The organism is Achromobacter sp. UMC71, from assembly GCF_014170305.1.
In the GTDB taxonomy this organism is placed as follows: domain Bacteria; phylum Pseudomonadota; class Gammaproteobacteria; order Burkholderiales; family Burkholderiaceae_B; genus Achromobacter.
Genome location: NZ_LZZT01000010.1, coordinates 185,525 through 206,134, shown reverse-complemented (window position 1 = coordinate 206,134; position 20,610 = coordinate 185,525). Strand labels below are relative to the sequence as shown.

The window sequence follows — 20,610 nt, the reverse complement described above, 5'->3', positions numbered from 1 at the left end:
GCACCTCAGCCGGCAATTTTCTCGAAGATCTTGACCAGCTTCTCTTCCAGCGTCGCCGCGGTGAAAGGCTTGACCACGTAACCGTTGGCGCCGGCCTGGGCCGCCGCCACGATGTTTTCCTTCTTGGCCTCGGCCGTCACCATCAGCACCGGCAGCGAAGCCAGGGCGGCATCGGCGCGGATCTGCTTGAGCATTTCCAGGCCGTCCAGGTTGGGCATATTCCAGTCGGACACGACGAACTGGAAGCCGCCGTTGCGCAGCTTTTCCAGGCCGATGGCGCCGTCTTCGGCCTCATCCACGTTCTCGAAACCCAGCTCTTTAAGCAGGTTGCGGATGATCCGCCGCATGGTGGGGAAATCATCCACCACCAGAATCTTGATGCCCTTGTCTACCATCTTCTACTCCAAAAGAAATGTGCTTGAGACCGATCGGGGAGACGTCCGCGTCAAACGCGGTGCCCCCGGTCGCCCAGGCGAGTCAGAATGCGCTCACTCATCGCCGACAGCGGCACCACTTCGTCAGCCGCGCCTATCGCGATAGCCTCCCGGGGCATGCCGAAGACCACGCAACTGGCTTCATCCTGGGCGATGGTATGGGCGCCGGCGCGGTGCATGGCTAGCATGCCGGCCGCCCCGTCCTTGCCCATCCCGGTCAGGATGACGCCGATGGCGTTCTTGCCCGCTGCCACGGCGGCGGAATTAAACAGTACATCCACCGACGGGCGGTGGCGATTGACGGGTTCGCTGGCTTCCAGCTCGATCACGTAATTGGCGCCGCTGCGGCCCAGGCGCATGTGCGTTTCGCCGCCCGGCGCCAGGTACACGTGGCCCGGCAGCACGCGTTCGCCGTGCACGGCCTCGCGCACCGTCACCGCGCACAGCGCATCCAGGCGCTGCGCGAACGACCGGGTGAAGCCGGCGGGCATATGCTGGGTGATCAGGATAGCCGGGCTGTCCGGCGGCAAGGGTTGCAGCACCTCGCGGATGGCTTCCGTGCCACCCGTCGACGCGCCCACGATGACCAGCTTTTCCGAGCTGGACAGCGGCCGGCGCAGCATCGGCGACGGCGCGGCGGGCGCGGCGTGCGGGCTGGGCGCACGCAACTTGGCGCGCGACGCGGCGCGGATCTTGTCGGCGATGAGCTCGGTGTATTCCAGCAACCCGTCGCGGATGCCCAGCTTGGGCTTGGTGACAAAGTCGATGGCGCCCAGTTCCAGCGCGCGCAGCGTGATTTCGCCGCCGCGCTCGGTCAGCGACGACACCATCACCACCGGCATCGGCCGCAGGCGCATCAGCTTTTCCAGGAAATCCAGCCCGTCCATGCGGGGCATTTCCACATCCAGCGTCAGGACGTCGGGGTTGTGCTTCTTGATGAGCTCGCGCGCCACCAGCGGATCAGGCGCGGTCGCAACCACCTCCATGTCCGGCTGGCTATTGATGATCTCCGTCATCAGCCCGCGCACCAGCGCGGAGTCGTCCACACATAAAACTCTTATTTTCTGCATTGTTTTGCCGCCTCGGTCTTACGTAGGCCCTACGCACGACCCGCGCATTCGTAGACTGTCTGCCCGCGCAGACGGAAATCCCGGCTGATATAGGTGAAGTTCTCGGAATGGCCCGCAAACAGCAGGCCGCCCGGCTTGAGCAACGGGACGAACCGCTCAAGAATCTTCGCCTGGGTCGGTTTGTCGAAGTAGATCATCACGTTGCGGCAGAAAATCACGTCGAACTTCTCGCTGATCGGCCAGGAAGGCGCCAGCAGGTTCAACGTTTCGTACCGCACCATGTCGGCGATCTCGGGGCGCACCCGGACCTGCCCGGCATTGGCGCCGCGGCCCTTCAGGAAAAAGCGCTTGAGCCGGCTGTCTTCCATCTTGGCCACCCGTTCGGCCGGATAGACCGCCGTGCGCGCCCGGTTCAACACATTGGTGTCGATATCGGTGGCCAGCACGGTGCAGCCGCTGGCCCGCGGGCCCAGCGCTTCGGCCAGGGTGATGGCGATGGAATACGGTTCTTCGCCCGTCGACGCCGCACAGCACCATACCGATACCGGACCGCCGCGCTTTTGCGCGAATTCCGACAGGATCGGGAAATGGTGCGATTCGCGGAAGAACGCCGTCAGGTTGGTCGTCAAGGCATTGACGAAATCTTCCCATTCGGCCGCGTCGGGCTCGTTTTCAAGCTGGTCCAGATAGCTGCCGAAGTCTTGCCGGCCCAGGGCCCGCAGACGCCGCGCCAGCCGGCTGTAGACCATTTCGCGCTTGTGCGTGCCCAGCGAAATACCGGCGCGCGCGTGAATCATCTTGCGCACGCGGGTAAAGTCCGCGTCCCGGAAATCGAATTGGCGGTCCACCGAAATGGACGGCGCCGTGTTTGCCGCTGTTGCCACCGCTACCCTCAGTGTCCAAGCGCAAGCGCGTCAGGCGCTTGCAACCGCGAGTCGTCCTCGGCGGCCGGACGGCCCGAGGACAGCCGGTGCGCCGGCACTTCAATGACTTCACCTGCGTTGATCTTGAACACCGCCACCGCTTCGGCCAGGCGTTGCGCCTGTTCCTGCAAGGAGCCTGCCGCGGCGGCCGCCTCTTCCACCAGCGCCGCATTCTGCTGCGTCACTTCGTCCATCTGCGAGACCGCGCGGTTGACCTGGTCGATCCCGCTGGACTGCTCTTCCGAGGCCGCCGAGATCTCGCCCATGATGTCCGTCACGCGCTTCACGGACGCCACGATCTCCTGCATCGTCGAGCCAGCGCGTTCCACCTGCTGCGAACCGGCGCCGACCTTGGTCACCGAATCCTCGATCAAGCCCTTGATTTCCTTGGCCGCCTGCGCGCTGCGCTGGGCCAGCGAGCGCACTTCGCCCGCCACCACCGCAAAGCCCTTGCCTTGCTCGCCGGCGCGCGCGGCTTCCACCGCCGCGTTCAGCGCCAGGATGTTGGTCTGGAACGCGATGCCGTCGATCACCGACACGATTTCCGAGATCTTGCGCGAGCTGGCAGAAATGCCCTGCATCGTGTTGACCACCTCGGCCACCGCCGAACCGCCGCGCTCGGCCACGTCCGACGCGCTGGCGGCCAGCTGATTGGCTTGGCGCGCGTTGTCGGCGTTCTGCTTCACGGTCGAAGCCAGCTCTTCCATCGAGGCCGCGGTCTCTTCCAGCGAGGCCGCCTGCTGCTCGGTGCGGCTGGACAGATCCGTATTGCCGGCCGCGATCTCGTGCGAGCCTACATTGATTTCATCGACGCCGCGGCGCACCGACGCCACTGTGCGGGTCAGGCTTTCCTGCATGCGCTTGAGCGCAGCGAACAGCTGACCGATCTCGTTGGTGTTGCGGGCATCGATGCGGGCGGTCAGATCGCCGCCGGCGATGCGGTCGAAATGGTGACCGGCTTCCTTCAGCGGCTGCAGCACGCGACGGCGCAGGAACACATAGGTGGCGAACACCAGCAATGCGGCGATCACACCGCCCGCGCCCACGGCCATCAGTACGAACTGGTAGCGCACCTGCGCCACCTCGAAAGCGTCCAGCATCTTGCTGGCGCGCCAGAAATCGAACCCTTCGACGGCACGGGCGAAGCGCCCTTCCAGCGCGTCCTGCACCTTCTGAACCTGGGCCTGGTAGGCCGGCATGTCGGCCTTTTCCAGCGACGCGACCAGCGGCGCCAGGCCCTGCTGGACCAGCGCGGCGTATGAATCCTCGACTTCCTTGAGCGACTCGGCCGCCTCGGGCGGCTTGGGCAGCGTCTTGAAGAAATCGAATTCGGCCTGGCCCTTGTTCATGGACGCCTTGGCGCGCTCCAGCAAGCCGGCCGCTTCGCTCGACAGGCCTTGCGTCAGCAGCGTAGGCTGGCCAACACTGCCCACGATGTCGGCATAGTTGACGGCCGCGGCGCGGCCCAGGCCATTCAACGAATCCTTATAGCTGGACACGACGCGGCCTACCGCGTCGTCCAGTTCCTGCGATTGCTTGATTTCCGCCAGGGTCCCGTTGCTGATGCGCAGCGACAGCACGCCGAGCGCCGCTCCAATCACCAACATGAATGAGAAGAACGCCAGCACCCACAACAGGCTGCTGCGTATCGTCATGTTCGCGAAAAACTTGCGCATCACAAGAACCACTCCTGACTGCAATCGTTAAGGAAAGCGCCATATCGGGTTCAATATGGCGCGCTCGTCCTTCCAGGTTCAGACCGCTCCGATCAGGAGGCGGCCTTCTCCACCAATGCCATTTCGTCGCTGGTCATCATCTTTTCGATGTCGACCAGGATCAGCATGCGTTCATCGACCGTGCCCAGACCCGTCAGGTACTCGGTGGACAGGGTGGCGCCGAACTCGGGCGCCGGACGGATCTGGCCGGCGTTGAGCATCAGCACGTCCGACACGCCGTCGACCACGATGCCGACCACGCGGCGATCCAGGTTCAGGATGATGACGACGGTCTGCTCGTTGTATTCGACGCTGCCCAGGTTGAACTTGATGCGCAGGTCCACGATCGGCACGATGATGCCGCGCAGGTTGGTCACGCCCTTGATGAACGGCGGTACGTTGGCGATGCGGGTCACCGTGTCGGCGTCGTAGCCGCGGATTTCCTGCACCTTCAGGATGTCGATGCCGTACTCTTCGTCGCCCAGCGTAAACACCAGGAACTCGTTGCCGACATCTTCATTGCGCGCGGCTTGCGCTTGCGGTTTGGCTGCCATGGGGCTATTTCTCCATCAATTCAGAATGGCTTCGGGCTGCGACCAACGTTCACGGTTGGCGCGCGCAAGCGCAAATACGTCGACGATCAACGCCACGCTGCCATCGCCCAGGATGGTGGCGGCGGAGATGCCGGGGACCTTGCGGTAATTGGATTCCAAGTTCTTGACCACCACCTGGTGCTGGCCGATCAGGTGATCCACCAGCAACGCGAAACGGCGGTCTTCGGCCTGCATGATGACCGCGATGGCCTGGGTCGGATCGGTCTGCGCCTCGCCCACCGAGAACACGCGGTGCATTTCCACCAGCGGCAGGTATTCGCCGCGCACGTGCATCACGCGTTCGTTGCCGGCCACCGAATAGATCTGGTCATTGGTCGGCTGCAGCGATTCGGTCACATGGTTCAGCGGCAGGATGAAGGTTTCTTCGCCCACCCGCACCGACATGCCGTCCAGGATCGCCAGGGTCAGCGGCAGCACGATGCGCGTCGTGGTGCCGTTGCCCGGCTCGCACGACAGCTGCACATGGCCGCCCATGTCCTGGATATTGCGGCGCACCACGTCCATGCCCACGCCACGGCCGGAAATGTCGGTGACCTTTTCGGCGGTGGAGAAGCCTGGCGCGAAAATCAACTGCCAGATTTCGTCGTCAGGGGAATTCTCGTTGACCGGCAGCCCCTGGGCCATGGCCTTCTTCAGGATCTTGTCGCGGTTCAGGCCAGCGCCGTCGTCGCTCACTTCGATCACGATGTTGCCGCCGTTGTGCTGGGCGGACAGCACCAGCTGGCCAACCGGGTCCTTGCCCGCGGCCACGCGCTTTTCGGGCGTTTCGATGCCGTGGTCCAGACTGTTGCGCACCAGGTGGGTCAGCGGATCGATGATGCGTTCGATCAGGCTCTTGTCCAGTTCGGTGGCGCGGCCGTAGGTCTGCAGTTCGATCTGCTTGCCCATCTTGCCGGCGATATCGCGCACCAGGCGGGGGAAGCGGCTGAACACGTAATCCATCGGCATCATGCGGATGGACATGACGGCTTCCTGCAAGTCGCGCGCGTTGCGCTCGAGCTGTTCCATGCCGTTGAGCAGGCGGTCGTGCAGCACCGGATCCAGCGTGGACGCGGTCTGCGCGAGCATGGCCTGGGTGATGACCAGTTCGCCGACCAGGTTGATCACCTGGTCGACTTTTTCCACGCCCACGCGGATCGAGGTGGATTCCTTGTCGGCATGGGCCGGCGCCGCGGCGCGGCTGGTGCGCGCCGCCTGCGAGATGGCTTCGGCCGCGGCGGCGGATTCGGCCACCGCCGGCGCGGCGGCAGGCGCCGCTTCCGGGGCGGCCACGGGCGCGGCCGCAACCGGCTCGGCCACGGCCGGCGCCGCTGCGGCGGGGGCCGCTTCGCGGGCGATGTTCAACTGGTCGGCGTCGACGATGAAGCAGCACACCGCTTCGATGTCGTCCGGTGTGCAGGTGCTGTCCACCCACACGGTCAGCACGCCGTTGGCGCGCTCGCTGGCCTTGACCTGGCCCAGGTTGCCCATTTCTTCCAGCAACGACTCGGCGTCCTTGTCGGACACCTTCGTGATGCGCACGCGCAGCGGCAGGCCGGCGGTATCGGCGGCGGGCGCCGCCGATACCGCGGGTTCAGGGGCGGCCTGCACCGGTGCGGGGGCCGGCGCGGGCGCCTGTGCCGGAGCGGGCGCGGGGGCCGGGGCCGACTCGGCGGCGGGATCCTTGTGCTCCAGGGCGAGCTGCCTCAAGACCGCGCAGATACGCTCAAACACGGCTTCATCGGGCTCTTCGGAGGCCCGATAGGCATCCAGTTGGCTTTTGAGCACGTCTTTCGTTTCCAAGAAGATATCAATCATGTCCGTGCGCAGCGCCATTTCGCCGCGGCGGATCGCGTCCAGAAGGTTTTCCAGCAGATGGGTCGTGCCCGCCAGCTGCGTGAAGCAGCCAAACGTGGCCGCGCCGCCCTTGATCGAGTGGGCCGCGCGGAAAATGGCATTGAGCTGCTCGATGTCGGGCGCGCCCACGTCGAGCTCGAGCAGAAGCTGCTCCATTTGCGCGAGCAGCTCGTCTGCCTCGTCGAAAAAGGTCTCGTAAAACTGACTGAGATCCAAACCAGAACTCATGACCCGTACGCCTTCATAAATGAACTTGCTTACGCGCCGGATTGCTCATCGAGCAATTCGGACGCCAATTCCACCAGCACATCGGGGTCGACCGGCTTGGAAAGCCAGCCACAAACGCCCAGATCCCGAGCGGCCATCTTGCTATCCACATCGTCTTCGGTGGTCAGCACCAGGACCGGCACGTCCAGGTACTGGTCCTGTTCGCGCAACCCCTGAATCAGTTCCAGGCCACCCATGACGGGCATGTTCCAGTCGCTGACCACCAGGTCCACCGGGTGGCTCTTGGCCATCTCCAGCGCTTCCTGGCCGTTGCCGGCGGTCAGCACCTTCCATCCCGCACCCGTCAGCGTCGCCTGGACGATCATCCGCATCGTTGCCGAGTCGTCCGCCACCAGAATCGTTGCCGCCATTGCTATCGAGCCCCTTCGGCTGGCGGCGTCGCCGCCGTTTCGCCTTGCTTGGTTGCCGTCGTGGCCTGGGCGGCGGCTTGCGCCGCCTCCACGGCCGTTCCAACCTCGCGGGCATCTTTCGCGCTGACGTCCGCTGCCGCGGCGTTCTCGTTTTCGATGCGCCGCTGGGTGCCCTGATTGAGCACCACTAGGCTGATACGTCTATTAACGGCCGCATACGGATCATCTTTAACGAGGCTCATGCTGGACGACAGGCCCTGGATGCGCATGACCTTGCTTTCGTTCATGCCGCCGGCCACCAATTCCTGGCGCGAGGCGTTGGCGCGGTCGGCCGACAGCTCCCAATTGCTGTAAGCGCGCTCGCCGCGGGCGTACTGCGACGCGTCGGTATGGCCCGAGATGCTGACCTTGTTGGGCAGCTCGTTCAGCACCGGCCCCAATTCCCGCAGGATGTCGCGCATGTACGGCTGCACTTCGGCGCGGCCGGTCGCGAACATGGGACGGTTCTGGTTGTCGATGATCTGGATGCGCAGGCCTTCGGTGGTCAGGTCGATCAGCAATTGGGGCCGGAAGCTTTTCAGGATCGGGCTGTTCTCGATGACGTTTTCCAGCCGTTTCTTCAGGTTTTCCAGGCGGTGCTGGTCGCGGCGCTCGGCATCGCCCATGGGCTGGGCCTCGACGCGGTTGCCCTGCGCGCGGCGCACATCGCCGTCGTTGCGCAAGGGGTCGCGGCCGCCGCCGGGCACGGCGCTGGTTTCCGCCGAACTGCTGGGGCCGCCGGTCAGCGCCACGCGCAACGGCATGCGGAAGTATTCCGCGATGCCCTTCAATTCCTCGCGCGGCACGATGCTGATCAGCCACATCACCAGGAAGAACGCCATCATCGCCGTGATGAAGTCGGCGTAGGCGATCTTCCAGCTGCCGCCGTGGTGTCCGCCGCCGTGGACCTTCTTGCGGCGGATCACCACACGGTGGTTGTTTACCGTGCTCATAACCCGCTCCGTCAGGCCTTGGCGGTCGACTTGGTCTGCCGGACGTGCTCTTCCAGCTCACCGAAGGTCGGACGCACCGACGAGAACAGCACCTTGCGGCCGAATTCCACCGCCAGCTGCGGCGGATAGCCGTTCATGCTGGCCAGCAGCGTGGTCTTGATGCATTCCAGCACTTTCATGGCCTCGTCCGAGCGGCGCTCGACGCGCGAAGCCATCGGGCCGACAAAGCCGTAGGCCAGCAAGATGCCCAGGAAGGTGCCGACCATGGCCTTGGAGATCAGGTCGCCCAGGATGGCGGGCGGCTGGTCCACGGCGGCCAGCGCCTTGATCACGCCCAGCACCGCGGCCACGATGCCGAATGCCGGCAAGCCGTCGGCCATCTGCTTGAGCGCGTTCGCGGGGACTTCGCGCTCGTGGCGGTAGGTCTCGATTTCCTCGTCCATCAGCGTTTCGATTTCGAACGAGCTCATGTTGCCGCTGATCATGATGCGCAGGTAGTCCGTGATGAACTCCATGAGCTTGGCGTCTTTGGCGATACGGGGATATTCGCTGAAGATCGGGCTGGAGGCCGGATCCTCGATATGCGATTCGATGGCCATCAGGCCCTCGCGCCGCGCCTTGTTCAGCAGCACGTACAGGAGCGCCATGAGCTCCATGTAGACGTCCTTGCCATACCGCGAGCTTTTCAGCATGTCGGGCAGCGCGCTCTTGACCAGCATCAAGGACTTCTTGCTGTTGCTGGCCAGGAAGGCGCCGAAGGCGGCGCCAAAGATCAGCGTGAGTTCGAACGGCTGGTATAGCGCGCCCAGGTGACCGCCCAGCGCTATGAAGCTGCCGACGACCGACACGAGCACCACGAGAAAACCGATAACAATCAACACATCAGGCCCCTGCCAACGAAGTCTAAAACCGGCGTCAATGATCCCCTGTTCCCCCCGGCCCAAAAAGGCGGGTTACGGGGAGTTTTCCAGGGCTTTTGGCGTATTTGGACGCACCGCTCAGGAACGAGCAGCGTCTACGGCGGGTGCGGGACGGCTGCCGGCGCGCGCTTTGGCCGCGGCGCGGGTCTTGCCCGCGCGGGGTGGCGGACGGCAGATCGCGCACACGAAATCCGACTGCGGGTCGTGCGCATGCGCTATGAAATGACCGCCGCACTGGCGGCAGGCGGACAGTTGCAGCATGCCGCTATCGAAGAAACGCACCAGCATCCACGCCCGGGTGAAGCTCAACACGGGCTCGGCGGATTCGGCGTTGTCCACGCCGGCGTTTTCCAGATACAGCCGGTACGCATCGATGATGGCGCGTATGCCTTTGCTGCTGGTACGCGCATTCAGGAACGAATACACGTTATAGAAGAGCGAGGAATGGATATTCGGCAGCCAGGTCATGAACCAGTCGACCGAAAACGGCAGCATGCCCTTCGGTGGCGAGCAGCCGCGTATTTCGCGGTACAGGCGTGCCAGGCGGTCGTGGCTCAGGCTGGTTTCAGCCTCCAACACCTGCAGCCGCGCCCCCAAAGTAATCATGGAGCTGGCGAGCAGAATGTCATCCGCTTCCTGCGAAACGCTCTTGGTGGCCATTACACGTGTCCGAGTGGAATTCGACAGGCCGTCAGGCCAGTTCTTCAACAGGTTGCTTGGCCAGCAGAATCGTCGCGTGCGCTTGCTGCAGCGCGCCACCCAGCACATCGTGCGTCAGTGCGGACAGCAGGCTGTAGTCGTCGAAACGGAAACGGCACAGGAGCGAACTGGAGCTGGCCAGCTTCACCAGCTGAGCCGGAGAAAGACGCATCAGGATATCGGCAACTTCGTTGCTGAAACCCAAGCGGAACATTGATGCAGCATAGTCATCGCGCAGCATGCGCTGTGCGAGCAAGAGATAAGACAGATTCACTTCGCGAATATCTGCCAGCAAAGAATTTTCGACTTGTTGCACGCCCGACTCCCTATTCCCTATCCCACCGAAGGGGCTTGATAACCAAGGACATTTCGCAACACTGTTGCGCCCCGTCCGCTGCATCCTGTTTTAATGCGAAATGTATCATTTGTTCGCAATTTAAGTAAAATTTACCACAGGTCATGTCATTTTCTATGACTTATATGACAAATGTTTGTTGATATTGCGCAACTTGGGCGTTTAGATACACCTTGACATAGAAATTCCTGACAAATCTACGTCAATTTGCCAAATAAGCATTCAAAACGTTGCGTACTTTAAGGAATGAAATAGTAGCTTTTGCCGACAATGACACCTTGCCGATCACAGAATCTTGCTAGCTTTAGCGTAGCCGCGCGTTTGTCGACAATGTCGCAAATTGACAACAACCGACGATGCGTCACGATGGACACCGCCTGACATTCCCGCAATGCCCCACGCAGATGACAGCTTGGTCGAATATGCCCCGCTAGTGCGGAAGCTGGCCCTGCAATTGCTCGCCCGGCTGCCGGCCAGCGTCGAACTCGACGACTTGATCCAGGCCGGCATGATCGGCCTGCTGGACGCCGTACGGCGTTACCAGGAAACGGCTGACGCCCAGTTCGAAACCTATGCCACGACCCGCATCCGCGGCGCGATGCTGGACGAACTGCGCGGCCAGGATTGGTTGCCGCGCAGCGTGCGCGCCAAGGCCCGCAAGATCGAACAGGCCATCCAGCAGCTGGAGCAACGCCTGATGCGCGCGCCCACCGAGGCCGAGATCGCGCAGCAGCTGGACATGCCGCTCGGCGACTATCAGACCCTGCTGCACGACGCCCAGGGCGTGCAGATCGTGCACTACGAAGACTTCGCCACCGAGCCCGACGCCGCCTCGGGCCAGACCGACTGGACCGCCACGCTGAACCACGGCTCGGCTGGCGGCAATCCGCTGGATTCCCTGCTGGCCGGGGATTTCCGCCAGGCGCTGATCCACGCCATCGACACCCTGCCCGACCGCGAAAAGCTGCTGCTGTCGCTGTGCTACGAGCAAGGCCTGAACCTGAAGGAAATCGGCGCGATCATGAACGTGACCGAGGCCCGCGTCTGCCAACTGCGCTCGCAGGCCACCGCCCGCATCCGCGCCAAGCTGCGCGAGCAGGCCTGGCAGGACCTGCCCCAGGAAGGGCAGATCGCGCAGATCATCTAGGGCGCGGCCGGGCGGGCGCCATCACGGCAACCCACCAAAACCCCGGCACTTTCCGCCCCTTTTCAAGCCTTCCAGGCCCTGTGCCCGCTGGTAGGCTATTTGCCTACATTTGACCCCTTTCGCACGGCAAAAGAACAGGCATGCGATTGCCTAGACATGGACCACGAGATGACTGAACCCGATCTGCTGAATCAGGCGATTTCCGATACCTACGACGAAACCCCCTACACGTCCAACGCTTTCGCACAAACCGCCCCGGGCCACCTGCGGGCCGTAGCTCACCTGTACGGCCTGGACTCCGCGCCGCTGGAGACGGCGCGCGTCCTGGAGCTGGGCAGCGCGGCAGGGGGCAACCTGATTCCCTTCGCCGCCGCCTACCCTGACGCGGACGTGGTCGGCATCGACTTGTCGCCGGAACAGATCGCTGCGGGACAAAAAATTGTGCAGCAACTGGGCCTGCGCAACCTGGACTTGCGCGCTCTGAGCATCACGGACATTGACGATAGCCTGGGCAAGTTCGACTACATCATCTGCCACGGCGTCTTCAGCTGGGTTCCGCCCGCCGTGCGCGAAGCCATCCTGCGTGTATGCCGCGACAACCTCGCCCCGAACGGCATCGCCTACATCAGTTACAACACCTACCCTGGCTGGAAGGCGTCGGACGTGTTGCGCGATGCGATGCAATTGAACAGCTTCGCGGCCACCACTCCCGCCGAAAAACTGAAAAAAGCCAGGGAAATGCTGCAGTTGATGGAATTCGGCCTTGCGCCGAGCAATCCCATGCGCGAAGCCCTGCGGCAAGCGGCAAACAAACTCAGCCCGCACCCTGACCACTACCTGTTCCACGAATACCTGGAAACGATCAACTCGCCCTGCTATTTCCTGGAATTCATCGCCAATATTCAGCAGGCCGGTCTGGCTTATGTCAGCGACGCCCAGCCAGAGGGCTCTTTCGCCTCCAACTACGGCACAGCCACTGCGGCGATGCTCTCGTCCATGTCTGCCGATGCCGACCGGACGATGCGCGAGCAATACCTGGATTTCGCGGTTGGTCGGCAATTCCGCCAGAGTTTGTTGGTGCATGCCGAGCGCGCGCCGCAAATCCTGGACCGTCCGGAAGCCAATTATTTCGGCGCAATGCATTTTGCCGCGCAACTGATCGCGGAACCGGACCGCGACCAGGCCAACCCCGGGCACCGCCACTTCCGCGCGCCGTCCGGTGTGGGTCTGGCCACCCATGACGCCTCCCTGGTCGCCCTGATCGAAGCGCTGCAGCATGCCTGGCCCGCACCCGTCACCTTCGATGAGGCCTGCACCATCACCGGCTCCAAATCGCCGCACACCGGCGACGAGCTGGAACACGCTACCCTTCTGCATCTGGTCACGCTGCTGAACTGCGGTGCGCTACGTTACCGCCGCGAATCCGTCGGCTACACCGACAGCCCCGCCAAACCCAAGCTGATTCCCGCAGCCCGGGAACTGATCGAGGCCGCCAGCCAGCAATCCTTGCAAGTCGGTCACTCCAACCTCTGGCACCAGATGGTGAACGTCAGCGCGGATCCGGCAGCCCGCTATGTCGCCGTGCTGCTGGACGGCTCCCTGACCCAAGCGGAACTGCGCACGAAATTGCGCGACGCCCTGACGTCCGGTCATCTCCCCCATCCGGACGGCCTGGCGCTCAAAGGCGCCCGCAACGCCGACCCGGTGGCGCAAGCCTTGCTGGTTCGTATCCTGGCCGCCCTGCGCGTCGGCGGCCTGCTGATGTAACCCCTGCCCCCGCTTCCGCCCCTTATATCCAGTGCATCTATATATATAAGGCGGCGGAAACGGAAAAAAATGCGACTTTCGCGAATTAGCCCTAAAGATTGATTTGGCAATGCCGTAATCCTGGCAACGGACGAACTTGAAAGCAACAAAGTCAGTTCTTCACGTTACAGTTGGGCGGCTCAGCTGCCCGGTTTGAAGAAGCCTTTCTCTCCTTGGGAGCTTAAACATGGCTGCAGTTATCAATACCAACTACTTGTCGCTCGTTGCTCAGAACAACCTGAACAAGTCCCAATCCGCCCTGGGTACCGCCATCGAGCGTCTGTCGTCCGGCCTGCGCATCAACAGCGCCAAGGATGACGCCGCCGGTATGGCCATTGCCAACCGCTTCACCGCCAACGTGAAGGGTCTGACCCAAGCCGCCCGCAACGCTAACGACGGCATCTCGCTGGCCCAGACGACGGAAGGCGCCGCCTCCGAAATCAACACCCACCTGCAGCGCGTTCGCGAACTGACGGTGCAAGCCGGTAACGGCAACTACTCGCAAGAGCAGTTGAACTCGATGCAAGATGAAATCAAGCAACGCTTGGACGACATCAACCGCATCTCCGAACAAACCGACTTCAACGGCGTGAAGGTTCTGTCGGGCAACGCCAAGCCGCTGACGCTGCAAGTCGGCGCCAACGACGGCGAAACGATCACCCTGAACCTGTCGGAAATCAGCGTCAAGACGCTGGGTCTGGACGGCTTCAACGTGAACGGCACCGGCGTGACGAACAACCGCACCGCCACCGTGTCCGACCTGCAAGCTGCTGGCGGCACCGCTGCTGGCAACGACTGGACCGTGACGACGAAGTTCGGCGCAGCGACCGCTGAGCAAGCCTTCGCCAAGCTGGAAACCGGCAACCAAGTCAACGTCCAAGGCGGCAACAGCTACACGTACGACGCCACCAGCGGCAACTTCACGTTCACCAACAAGGCTGTCGGCACCGCCGGCACCGACGCACTGGCCACCAGCCTGACCCCGGCTTCGGGCACCGTCACCGGTACCTACGCCAACAAGGGCGCCGCCTCGACCACGTTCGAAGTGGACGCGACGGGCAAGGTCACGATCGGCGGCAAGGACGCCTTCCTGACCGCCGCTGGCGAACTGACCACCAACAACGCTGGCGCCGCCACCGCTGCCGACCTGAAGGGCGTGCTGGCTCAAGCCGCCAAGGCTGGCGCAGGCGATGCTTCCGTGTCGATCGGTGGCAAGACCTACAACAGCACCGCCACCGCTGGCGACCTGTCGTACACCGACACCAAGAGCAAGGACGCTGTCCTGGCCGAGTTCAAGGCCGGCGCTGCTGGCAGCACCGTGGTCCTGGGCCAAGGCATCACCAGCGCCACGCTGGCGTTCACCACCGGCGCGTCGACCGACACGTACGTTGACGATGCTGGTAAGTTCACCAAGATCGCTGGCGGCACGTTCACCACGACCTACACCGTTGACCCCAACACGGGCAAGGCTACGGTCAAGAGCGGCACGGGCACGGGCGACTACGCTGCGAAGGTCGGTTCGACCGCCTACGTGAGCAGCGGCGGCAAGCTGACGACCGAAACGACCAGCAAGGGCGACAAGACTGTCGATCCGCTGAAGACGCTGGACGCTGCCTTCACCAAGCTGGACAAGCTGACCGGCGAACTGGGCGCTGTGCAAAACCGCCTGGAATCGACCGTTGCCAACCTGAACAACATCGTGAACAACCTGTCGTCGGCTCGCTCGCGTATTCAAGACGCGGACTACGCCACCGAAGTGTCGAACATGTCGAAGGCTCAGATCCTGCAACAGGCTGGCACCTCGGTTCTGGCGCAAGCCAACCAAGTGCCGCAAACCGTTCTGTCGCTGCTGCGTTAATCACGCCGCAACGTCCGACGGTTGGGTCGGACAGGCCGCAAGGCCTGCTCCACCCGCCTCTCGTACCGGGTCCTTCTCGGACCTGGTCACAAAACAAGCCGGCGCAAGCCGGCTTGTTTGCTTTTGCGCCGCCATTCTTCGTAGCCGTAAGGAGACCTCAAGACATGTCCAAGCCTGCATCCCCGCGCGACAACCGCTGGTGGGAGAACTATGCGGTCCGGTATCTCGTGCCCACGCTGACTGGCATGTTGTTCCTGCGTTGGTTGCAGCTGACGACGGATGGGTTCTTCTCGCCCATGCTGCCGGCGGCCGGAAACTTGGCCCTGCCATATATATTCGAAAAGCTTGGGACGCCGGAACTCATGGTCTGGGCGGGAGCGGGATTCGCGTTTGCCTATCTGGCCTCGCTTCCTATCCTGGTATTCCATGCAACCCGTTCGCTCGACGTGACACAACCGGGTTCTTCAACGTCAATTTCACCACCGGCGCTAACCGCAACATTGGTCGTGCTGACGATCGGCTTGGTGCTGGCCAAGCATTACGGCGACAGGGGCCTCGCGATCTCCGTTGGCGCCGTGCTCATTGCAGGCATCTTCAGTTGCTTCCAGTGGCGTCGAATCCGGGCCGCGACCCGGGTACCTTTCCAAGCAGCCCAGTACGCCAGACAGATTGCTGCCAGACGCTCCCCCCAAAGCTGGCATGCCTCGCGTCAATGGGCCGCAGAATATGTCACGTCCTATCGGCATCTGCGGGAACACGGCAATGCCGCCTTCATCCTTATCCTGCAGGCCGTTCTTTGTACGCTCGTCTATCTCTGCCTCACGGGCCCGGAGGGTCGCTCGACATGGCCCCCATCGGAGAGCTGGCGGCTATGGGAAGCCTATGCCCTCTGCTTCCTGCTGCTGGTTATCTGGGCGGCGCCGTCGGTACTGGTTCATCAACTAAGCCAGAAACTGGAGGCTGGCTTGATAGCCGAGGAAACATCAGGCGTAGTTACAACGCCTGTATTGCCTCCTTCCGAACCAGCAATCATGTCCCCTGCCCGCCACACGGCCGCACCCGAGGCAAATCGGGCCCGCCTGATGTTGCGCGCGCTGAAGGGCATATCGCAATTATCGCCTTGGCTGCTACCGCTCGCCTTTTGCCCGCCAATCCTGCTGCTGCGAAGCCATTTGACGGACGTGCGTCACCCCGAGCTGCTGATGCCTGCGCTTAGCGGGACGACAGGACTGGGGACGTTGCTGCTGATGGGCTCAATGGTTTGGCTATTGTGGATCTTGAGCTTGGCTATACCGTCCATTTTGGTGGCATTCACCGCCTCACACTACAAACCAGGCCAGGTTCCAAGACGGTTGCCAGCACTCTGGTTACTTTTCTGCTTTATCGGCATCGGCCTGAGTTTTGGCATGACACAGCATTCGGCAAACGTGCTGCCGACATGGGTAGTCATTGCAGCCTGCTTAATCCTGCCGATATCAATCGGATTTGCGGTCTGGAGCGCGCCGGCCACTCCTGGGGACGCGGGAGGCAACGCCCGCTCCGGTCAACCCGGCGCTTTCGAGCAGGCGTTCGTCGCCTTCCTTGCCGCATTGCTTGCCCTTCTTCTGCTTCTGATACCGTTGTTCATCGTGGGGTGGGCTTACGGCAGTGAGTCTGGCAACATTCCTCTGACCATCTGGGTCATCTTATTTGCCTTTCTCGGCGCGTTGCTGCCAGGCATCACATTTGCCTGGAGTAACCGGGCAGGAACATCCACGGACCACGCGCCGATGTCGATGAGCGTGTTCGCGGCCCTGCTCCTTATCCCGCCAATGCTGTCCGTCATCTTGTTACCCGCCGTCAAACAGCAACTCGGCTATTTGACCCTGGTCACATCAAGCATCACCGACAAGGGAGGAAAGTACGCGACCCCTCAGCTCTACCGTCTCCCCGATAACTGGAGCAGCGATGACCGCCTGCTCACCGCCAGCTTTCCCCCCTTGCGCCAATGCACAAGGGGCGATTCATCCCAACCCAAAGGCATGGGCTGGTTGTGCGGATATCGGAACTTTTCGTTCGGCAACGCCCTATTGGTCTGCGACAAACCTTACGCGGACGAGAACGGCAAAGTGATTGAACAAGCGTTGAGCTGCATCACTTTTATTGGCAACCAGGTCACCAATCTATCCCATTTGCCTAAACCACGCAGGGCTCGACAGAGCGATCCATCCAACCCGAACGTAGACGGATAGCGCGCCCCCGTCAGGACTAGGAGGGCGCGCGCCTAGCGAAGCACCCGTGGAAGGTGGCTTTTTGCCACCTTCTCGCTTTTTTGACACCCGGCCCGCCCCTTCATAATTGCCACCGCACGCTTTTGTATCTATATTTTTCGTAACATGACCGCCACGCCTCCCGATCCACTCGCTACGCAGCACGACAGCACCACGGATCCCCTGAATGAGGAGCCGGAGGATGCGCAGACCTCGCGTCTGCGTGAAGAGAACCGCGCGCTACGCGAGCTGCTGGCCGCGCAGGTGCAGGCCTCGATGCCGCGCCCCAGCTGGCTCAAGCGGCTGGGCTGGTGGCTGATCAGCGCGCCCGGCGCCGCCCTGGTGGGCTGGCGCAGCCTGCTGGGCCGTGAAGACGCCGCGCCCATGACCGGCAAACGCATGGGCTACGCCACGCTTACCGTGCTGTATACGCTGGCGATCTACGGCGCCCTGGTGTTGCTGGTGGTCTCCTGGAGCACGCCCAATGCCGCGCGCTCCGGCGTGAACGCGGCCGGGCCGGTGCGCGTACCGCTCGCGTCGCCCCCTGCTCCCGGCACGGAAGCCGCGCCGGCCAGATCGCCGACTTCCGCCCCGGGCAGCGGGTCTGCCCCGGCGACCCGCCCGACCCACACCGATGACCCCGCCCATCCCGGCACCTGGACCGAGCCGGCGGCATCCCGCTCGCCGGTAACCGAGGACCCGGGCGACGAACCTGGCAAGACCGAGCCCGCGCCCGCCACGAATGCGCCCGCCGCAGCCGGCACGCCTGCCGCCGGTGCGCCCGCAGCCGGTGTGCCCGCAGCCGGTATGCCAGCGACGGATACACCTGGCACCCCTGCGCCCAGTGCCGCCACGCCCGCCGCCGGCGGGCCCGCTGCCAGCACGTCCGCCGCAACACCACGTGAACCGGCCGCCGTGCCGAAATCGACGCTGCGCATCACCGAGATTCCCGCTGAAAATCCTCACGCCTGGGTCGACAAGCTGAAAGCCGAGCTGGCGCGCTGCGCCACGTTGGGCTTTTTCGAACGCCCCAGCTGCGCCTGGGCAGCACGCAAGCAATTCTGCGAGGCGAACCAGGGTTGGGGCGCCATCAAGGAATGCCCGGTTCCGCAATAGCCGCGGCCCCGGATACGCGCGAAATCATTGCCGTGCTTGCTTGAACTGCGCGATAATTCCACCACCCCGGGCCCGGCCCGGCATGTTTGCCACCAGGACACCCCGCCATGGATCTTTCCGTCAACAACACCGTCAATACCGGCTTGGCCATGCGCGATGCGCAGCTGATGCAGGAAATCCAGGCGCGCGTGACCAAGAAGGCGATCAATGCCCAAGCCGACACGGTTGCCACGCTGATGCAATCGCTCCCGGTGGTCGCCATTGACGGTACGCTGGGCACGCGCATCAACACGCAGGCATAACGCCCGCCGCGCCGCCCCGTGGCGGCGCCGGCACCACGCCGTTCGAACCGGGCGGCGCATTCCCCCCTCTCTCCCGCCATCACCGCGCCGGCATTCAGGCGTCCAGGTGCTTGCGCATCAGTTCCTCGAACCATTCCAGAAAGATCGCCAGCCGGCGGGACCGCTGCCGCCGGTGCGGGTACAACATGGTCACCGGCATGGCCGCGGCGCGGTGCGCCGGCATGACGTCGACCAGTTCGCCCGCGTCCAGCAAGTGCTGCACATCGAAGCGCGGAATCTGGATCAGTCCCAGGCCCGCCAGGCAGCAGGCGATATAACTTTCCGCGTTGTTCACCACCACGCGGCTGGGCAGCGCGATCGCCTGCGCGGCACCCTGCCCAGCCGCGACCTCCCAGGGTAATTCCCGGCCCGTCGTAGGCGAGGCGTAGCCCACCATCCAGTGGCCTTGCGCGAGATCCTCCGGTTTAAGCGGCACACCCTGTTCGCGCAGATAGGCCGGGCTGGCGCAATTGACCAGGGCGATACTGCCCAACGGCCGCGACACCAGGCTGCTGTCATGCAGCGCACCGAAGCGCACCGCGCAATCCACGCCTTCCTGGATCAGGTCGATGGCACGGTCGCTTGAGCCCAGCGCCAGCTGCAGGCGCGGATGGCGGCGCAGCAGCCCCGGCAACGCCGGCGCCACCAGCCGCCGGGCGATGCGGCTGGGCACGTCCACATTCAGGCGCCCGGATACCTGGCGGGCGCTTTGCTGGAACAAGTGGTCGATCTCTTCCACCTCGGCCAGCAGTGGCCGCAGGCGTTCCAACAACTGGGCGCCGTCGGCCGTCAGGCGCACCTGGCGCGTGGTCCGGTGCAGCAGCCGCACGCCCACCTGACTCTCCAGTTGCTGGATAGCCGCCGATACGGATGCGCGCGGCAGTTCCAGCGCATTGGCGGCTTTGATGAAACTGCCCATCTCCGCGACCTGCGCGAAGACGCGGTATTGCTCGAATCTGTCCATTCCCGTCCCGGTGTGGCCCGGCAGCACGGCGCCGCCGGAACCAGCATAGCCGGTCTGCCTGCCGCTTCCATTGGCAGCCGATTCGCCGGCCGATCCGGGGTCGCCTGCCGCCGGTCGGCCCGGCCGCCGCGCTGGCCGCCTATTTCGTGGTGTAGCCGCCGTTGATAAGAATAGTCTGCCCGGTGATCCACCACCCATCGCTGACCAGATGGCGGATGAAGGGCACCACGTCCTCAATGTCGGTCAGGCCGGTCTTGGAGAACGGCGACAGCGCCGCGGCGGTCTTGTGATACGCGACAGCGTCGGCGCCTTCGGCCGGATAGAAGAATGGCGTGTCCATCGGGCCCGGGCCCACCGCCGTCACCGAAATGCCGCGGGCGCCGAACTCCTTGGCCGCGGCGCGGGTGTAGTGCTCGACCGGCGCCTTGCTGCCGGCATAGGCCGCATAGAACGGCGTGAACGCGCCCAGCAGCGAGGTCACCAGGGTGCAGACCTTGCCGTTGTCGTTGAGGTGCCGGCCAGCCTCCTTGAGGAAGAAGAACGCCGACTTGGCATTGACCGCCGCCATCTCGTCGTACTCGGCCTCGCTGATCTCGGTCAGCGGCTTTTTGAGCACTTTGCCCACGGTGTTGATGGCGATGTCGGGCCGGCCCACCGCGGCCACGGCATCGGCAAACAGCTTTTCGACAGCGCCGGCGGTGCTCAGGTCGGCTTGCAGCGCCACGGCCTTGGCGCCGGCGGCCTGAATGGCGGCCACGGTGGCGTCGGCATCCGCCTTGGAGGCGGCGCTGTTGTAGTGGATGACCACGGCGCGGGCGCCTTGCTCGGCCAGGTCGCGGGCGATCAGGCCGCCCAGATTCTTGGCGCCGCCGGCGATCAGCGCGACTTTGCCCTTGATGGAATGGTCTGCCATGGAAAATCTCCTGCTTCGGT

General features: G+C 63.6%; 19 protein-coding genes. 6 read left to right on the top strand and 13 right to left on the bottom strand.

Translation table 11 applies throughout. The features are described 5' to 3' along the window. Positions 1 to 5: 5 nt before the first annotated feature. The 11 genes from cheY to flhD form a co-directional block, all read right to left on the bottom strand. Positions 6 to 395, bottom strand: coding sequence for a chemotaxis response regulator CheY (gene cheY, locus A9974_RS04415; RefSeq protein WP_025138903.1), 390 nt, complete (start codon positions 393 to 395; stop codon positions 6 to 8). A 50-nt stretch (positions 396 to 445) separates the two neighbouring features. Next, the gene (locus A9974_RS04410; protein ID WP_183002928.1) at positions 446 to 1,504 is read right to left on the bottom strand and encodes a chemotaxis response regulator protein-glutamate methylesterase; all 1,059 of its coding nucleotides are present in this window, start codon (positions 1,502 to 1,504) and stop codon (positions 446 to 448) included. 29 nt (positions 1,505 to 1,533) lie between these two features. Further along, the gene (locus A9974_RS04405) at positions 1,534 to 2,388 is read right to left on the bottom strand and encodes a CheR family methyltransferase (RefSeq protein ID WP_183002927.1); all 855 of its coding nucleotides are present in this window, start codon (positions 2,386 to 2,388) and stop codon (positions 1,534 to 1,536) included. An 8-nt stretch (positions 2,389 to 2,396) separates the two neighbouring features. Further along, positions 2,397 to 4,103 carry a methyl-accepting chemotaxis protein gene (locus A9974_RS04400; protein ID WP_183002926.1) on the bottom strand — a complete coding sequence of 569 codons (1,707 nt, stop codon included), beginning with the start codon at positions 4,101 to 4,103 and terminating at the stop codon, positions 2,397 to 2,399. A 92-nt stretch (positions 4,104 to 4,195) separates the two neighbouring features. Further along, entirely contained in the window at positions 4,196 to 4,696 is a 501-nt protein-coding gene (cheW, locus tag A9974_RS04395; protein ID WP_025138907.1) for a chemotaxis protein CheW, read from the bottom strand. Between the two features lie 15 nt (positions 4,697 to 4,711). Continuing rightward, positions 4,712 to 6,820, bottom strand: a complete 2,109-nt coding sequence (cheA, locus tag A9974_RS04390) for a chemotaxis protein CheA (RefSeq protein ID WP_183002925.1) — start codon at positions 6,818 to 6,820, stop codon at positions 4,712 to 4,714. Between the two features lie 29 nt (positions 6,821 to 6,849). Beyond that, on the bottom strand, positions 6,850 to 7,230 hold the full coding sequence (locus A9974_RS04385) for a response regulator (RefSeq protein ID WP_175193820.1): 381 nt from the start codon (positions 7,228 to 7,230) through the stop codon (positions 6,850 to 6,852). 2 nt (positions 7,231 to 7,232) lie between these two features. After that, positions 7,233 to 8,222, bottom strand: a complete 990-nt coding sequence (gene motB, locus A9974_RS04380) for a flagellar motor protein MotB (protein ID WP_183002924.1) — start codon at positions 8,220 to 8,222, stop codon at positions 7,233 to 7,235. Positions 8,223 to 8,233: 11 nt separating this feature from the next. Then, the gene (gene motA / locus A9974_RS04375) at positions 8,234 to 9,103 is read right to left on the bottom strand and encodes a flagellar motor stator protein MotA (protein ID WP_183002923.1); all 870 of its coding nucleotides are present in this window, start codon (positions 9,101 to 9,103) and stop codon (positions 8,234 to 8,236) included. 117 nt (positions 9,104 to 9,220) lie between these two features. Continuing rightward, positions 9,221 to 9,802: a flagellar transcriptional regulator FlhC gene (gene flhC / locus A9974_RS04370; RefSeq protein WP_025138912.1), complete on the bottom strand. Its 582-nt coding sequence runs from the start codon at positions 9,800 to 9,802 to the stop codon at positions 9,221 to 9,223. Positions 9,803 to 9,833: 31 nt separating this feature from the next. Continuing rightward, the gene (gene flhD, locus A9974_RS04365) at positions 9,834 to 10,157 is read right to left on the bottom strand and encodes a flagellar transcriptional regulator FlhD (protein ID WP_006219025.1); all 324 of its coding nucleotides are present in this window, start codon (positions 10,155 to 10,157) and stop codon (positions 9,834 to 9,836) included. Positions 10,158 to 10,587: 430 nt separating this feature from the next. Between flhD and A9974_RS04360 the strand changes: the two genes are divergently transcribed. The 6 genes from A9974_RS04360 to A9974_RS04335 all read left to right on the top strand — a co-directional run bounded on the left by A9974_RS04360 (position 10,588) and on the right by A9974_RS04335 (position 18,674). Further along, positions 10,588 to 11,343, top strand: coding sequence for an RNA polymerase sigma factor FliA (locus tag A9974_RS04360; RefSeq protein WP_183002922.1), 756 nt, complete (start codon positions 10,588 to 10,590; stop codon positions 11,341 to 11,343). Positions 11,344 to 11,511: 168 nt separating this feature from the next. Beyond that, complete coding sequence (locus A9974_RS04355; protein WP_183002921.1) at positions 11,512 to 13,110, top strand: class I SAM-dependent methyltransferase; 1,599 nt, start codon at positions 11,512 to 11,514, stop codon at positions 13,108 to 13,110. 226 nt (positions 13,111 to 13,336) lie between these two features. After that, complete coding sequence (locus A9974_RS04350) at positions 13,337 to 15,007, top strand: flagellin (protein WP_183002920.1); 1,671 nt, start codon at positions 13,337 to 13,339, stop codon at positions 15,005 to 15,007. A gap of 164 nt (positions 15,008 to 15,171) precedes the next feature. After that, positions 15,172 to 17,238, top strand: a complete 2,067-nt coding sequence (locus A9974_RS04345) for a hypothetical protein (RefSeq protein ID WP_183002919.1) — start codon at positions 15,172 to 15,174, stop codon at positions 17,236 to 17,238. Positions 17,239 to 17,382: 144 nt separating this feature from the next. Next, on the top strand, positions 17,383 to 18,372 hold the full coding sequence (locus tag A9974_RS04340; RefSeq protein WP_183002918.1) for a hypothetical protein: 990 nt from the start codon (positions 17,383 to 17,385) through the stop codon (positions 18,370 to 18,372). A 107-nt stretch (positions 18,373 to 18,479) separates the two neighbouring features. Beyond that, complete coding sequence (locus A9974_RS04335; protein WP_183002917.1) at positions 18,480 to 18,674, top strand: putative motility protein; 195 nt, start codon at positions 18,480 to 18,482, stop codon at positions 18,672 to 18,674. 94 nt (positions 18,675 to 18,768) lie between these two features. Here A9974_RS04335 and A9974_RS04330 read toward each other — a convergent pair whose 3' ends face one another. Together A9974_RS04330 and A9974_RS04325 are read right to left on the bottom strand one after the other, a co-directional pair. Further along, positions 18,769 to 19,677, bottom strand: a complete 909-nt coding sequence (locus A9974_RS04330) for a LysR family transcriptional regulator (RefSeq protein ID WP_183002916.1) — start codon at positions 19,675 to 19,677, stop codon at positions 18,769 to 18,771. Positions 19,678 to 19,816: 139 nt separating this feature from the next. Beyond that, positions 19,817 to 20,590, bottom strand: a complete 774-nt coding sequence (locus A9974_RS04325; RefSeq protein WP_183002915.1) for an SDR family oxidoreductase — start codon at positions 20,588 to 20,590, stop codon at positions 19,817 to 19,819. Positions 20,591 to 20,610: the final 20 nt, after the last annotated feature.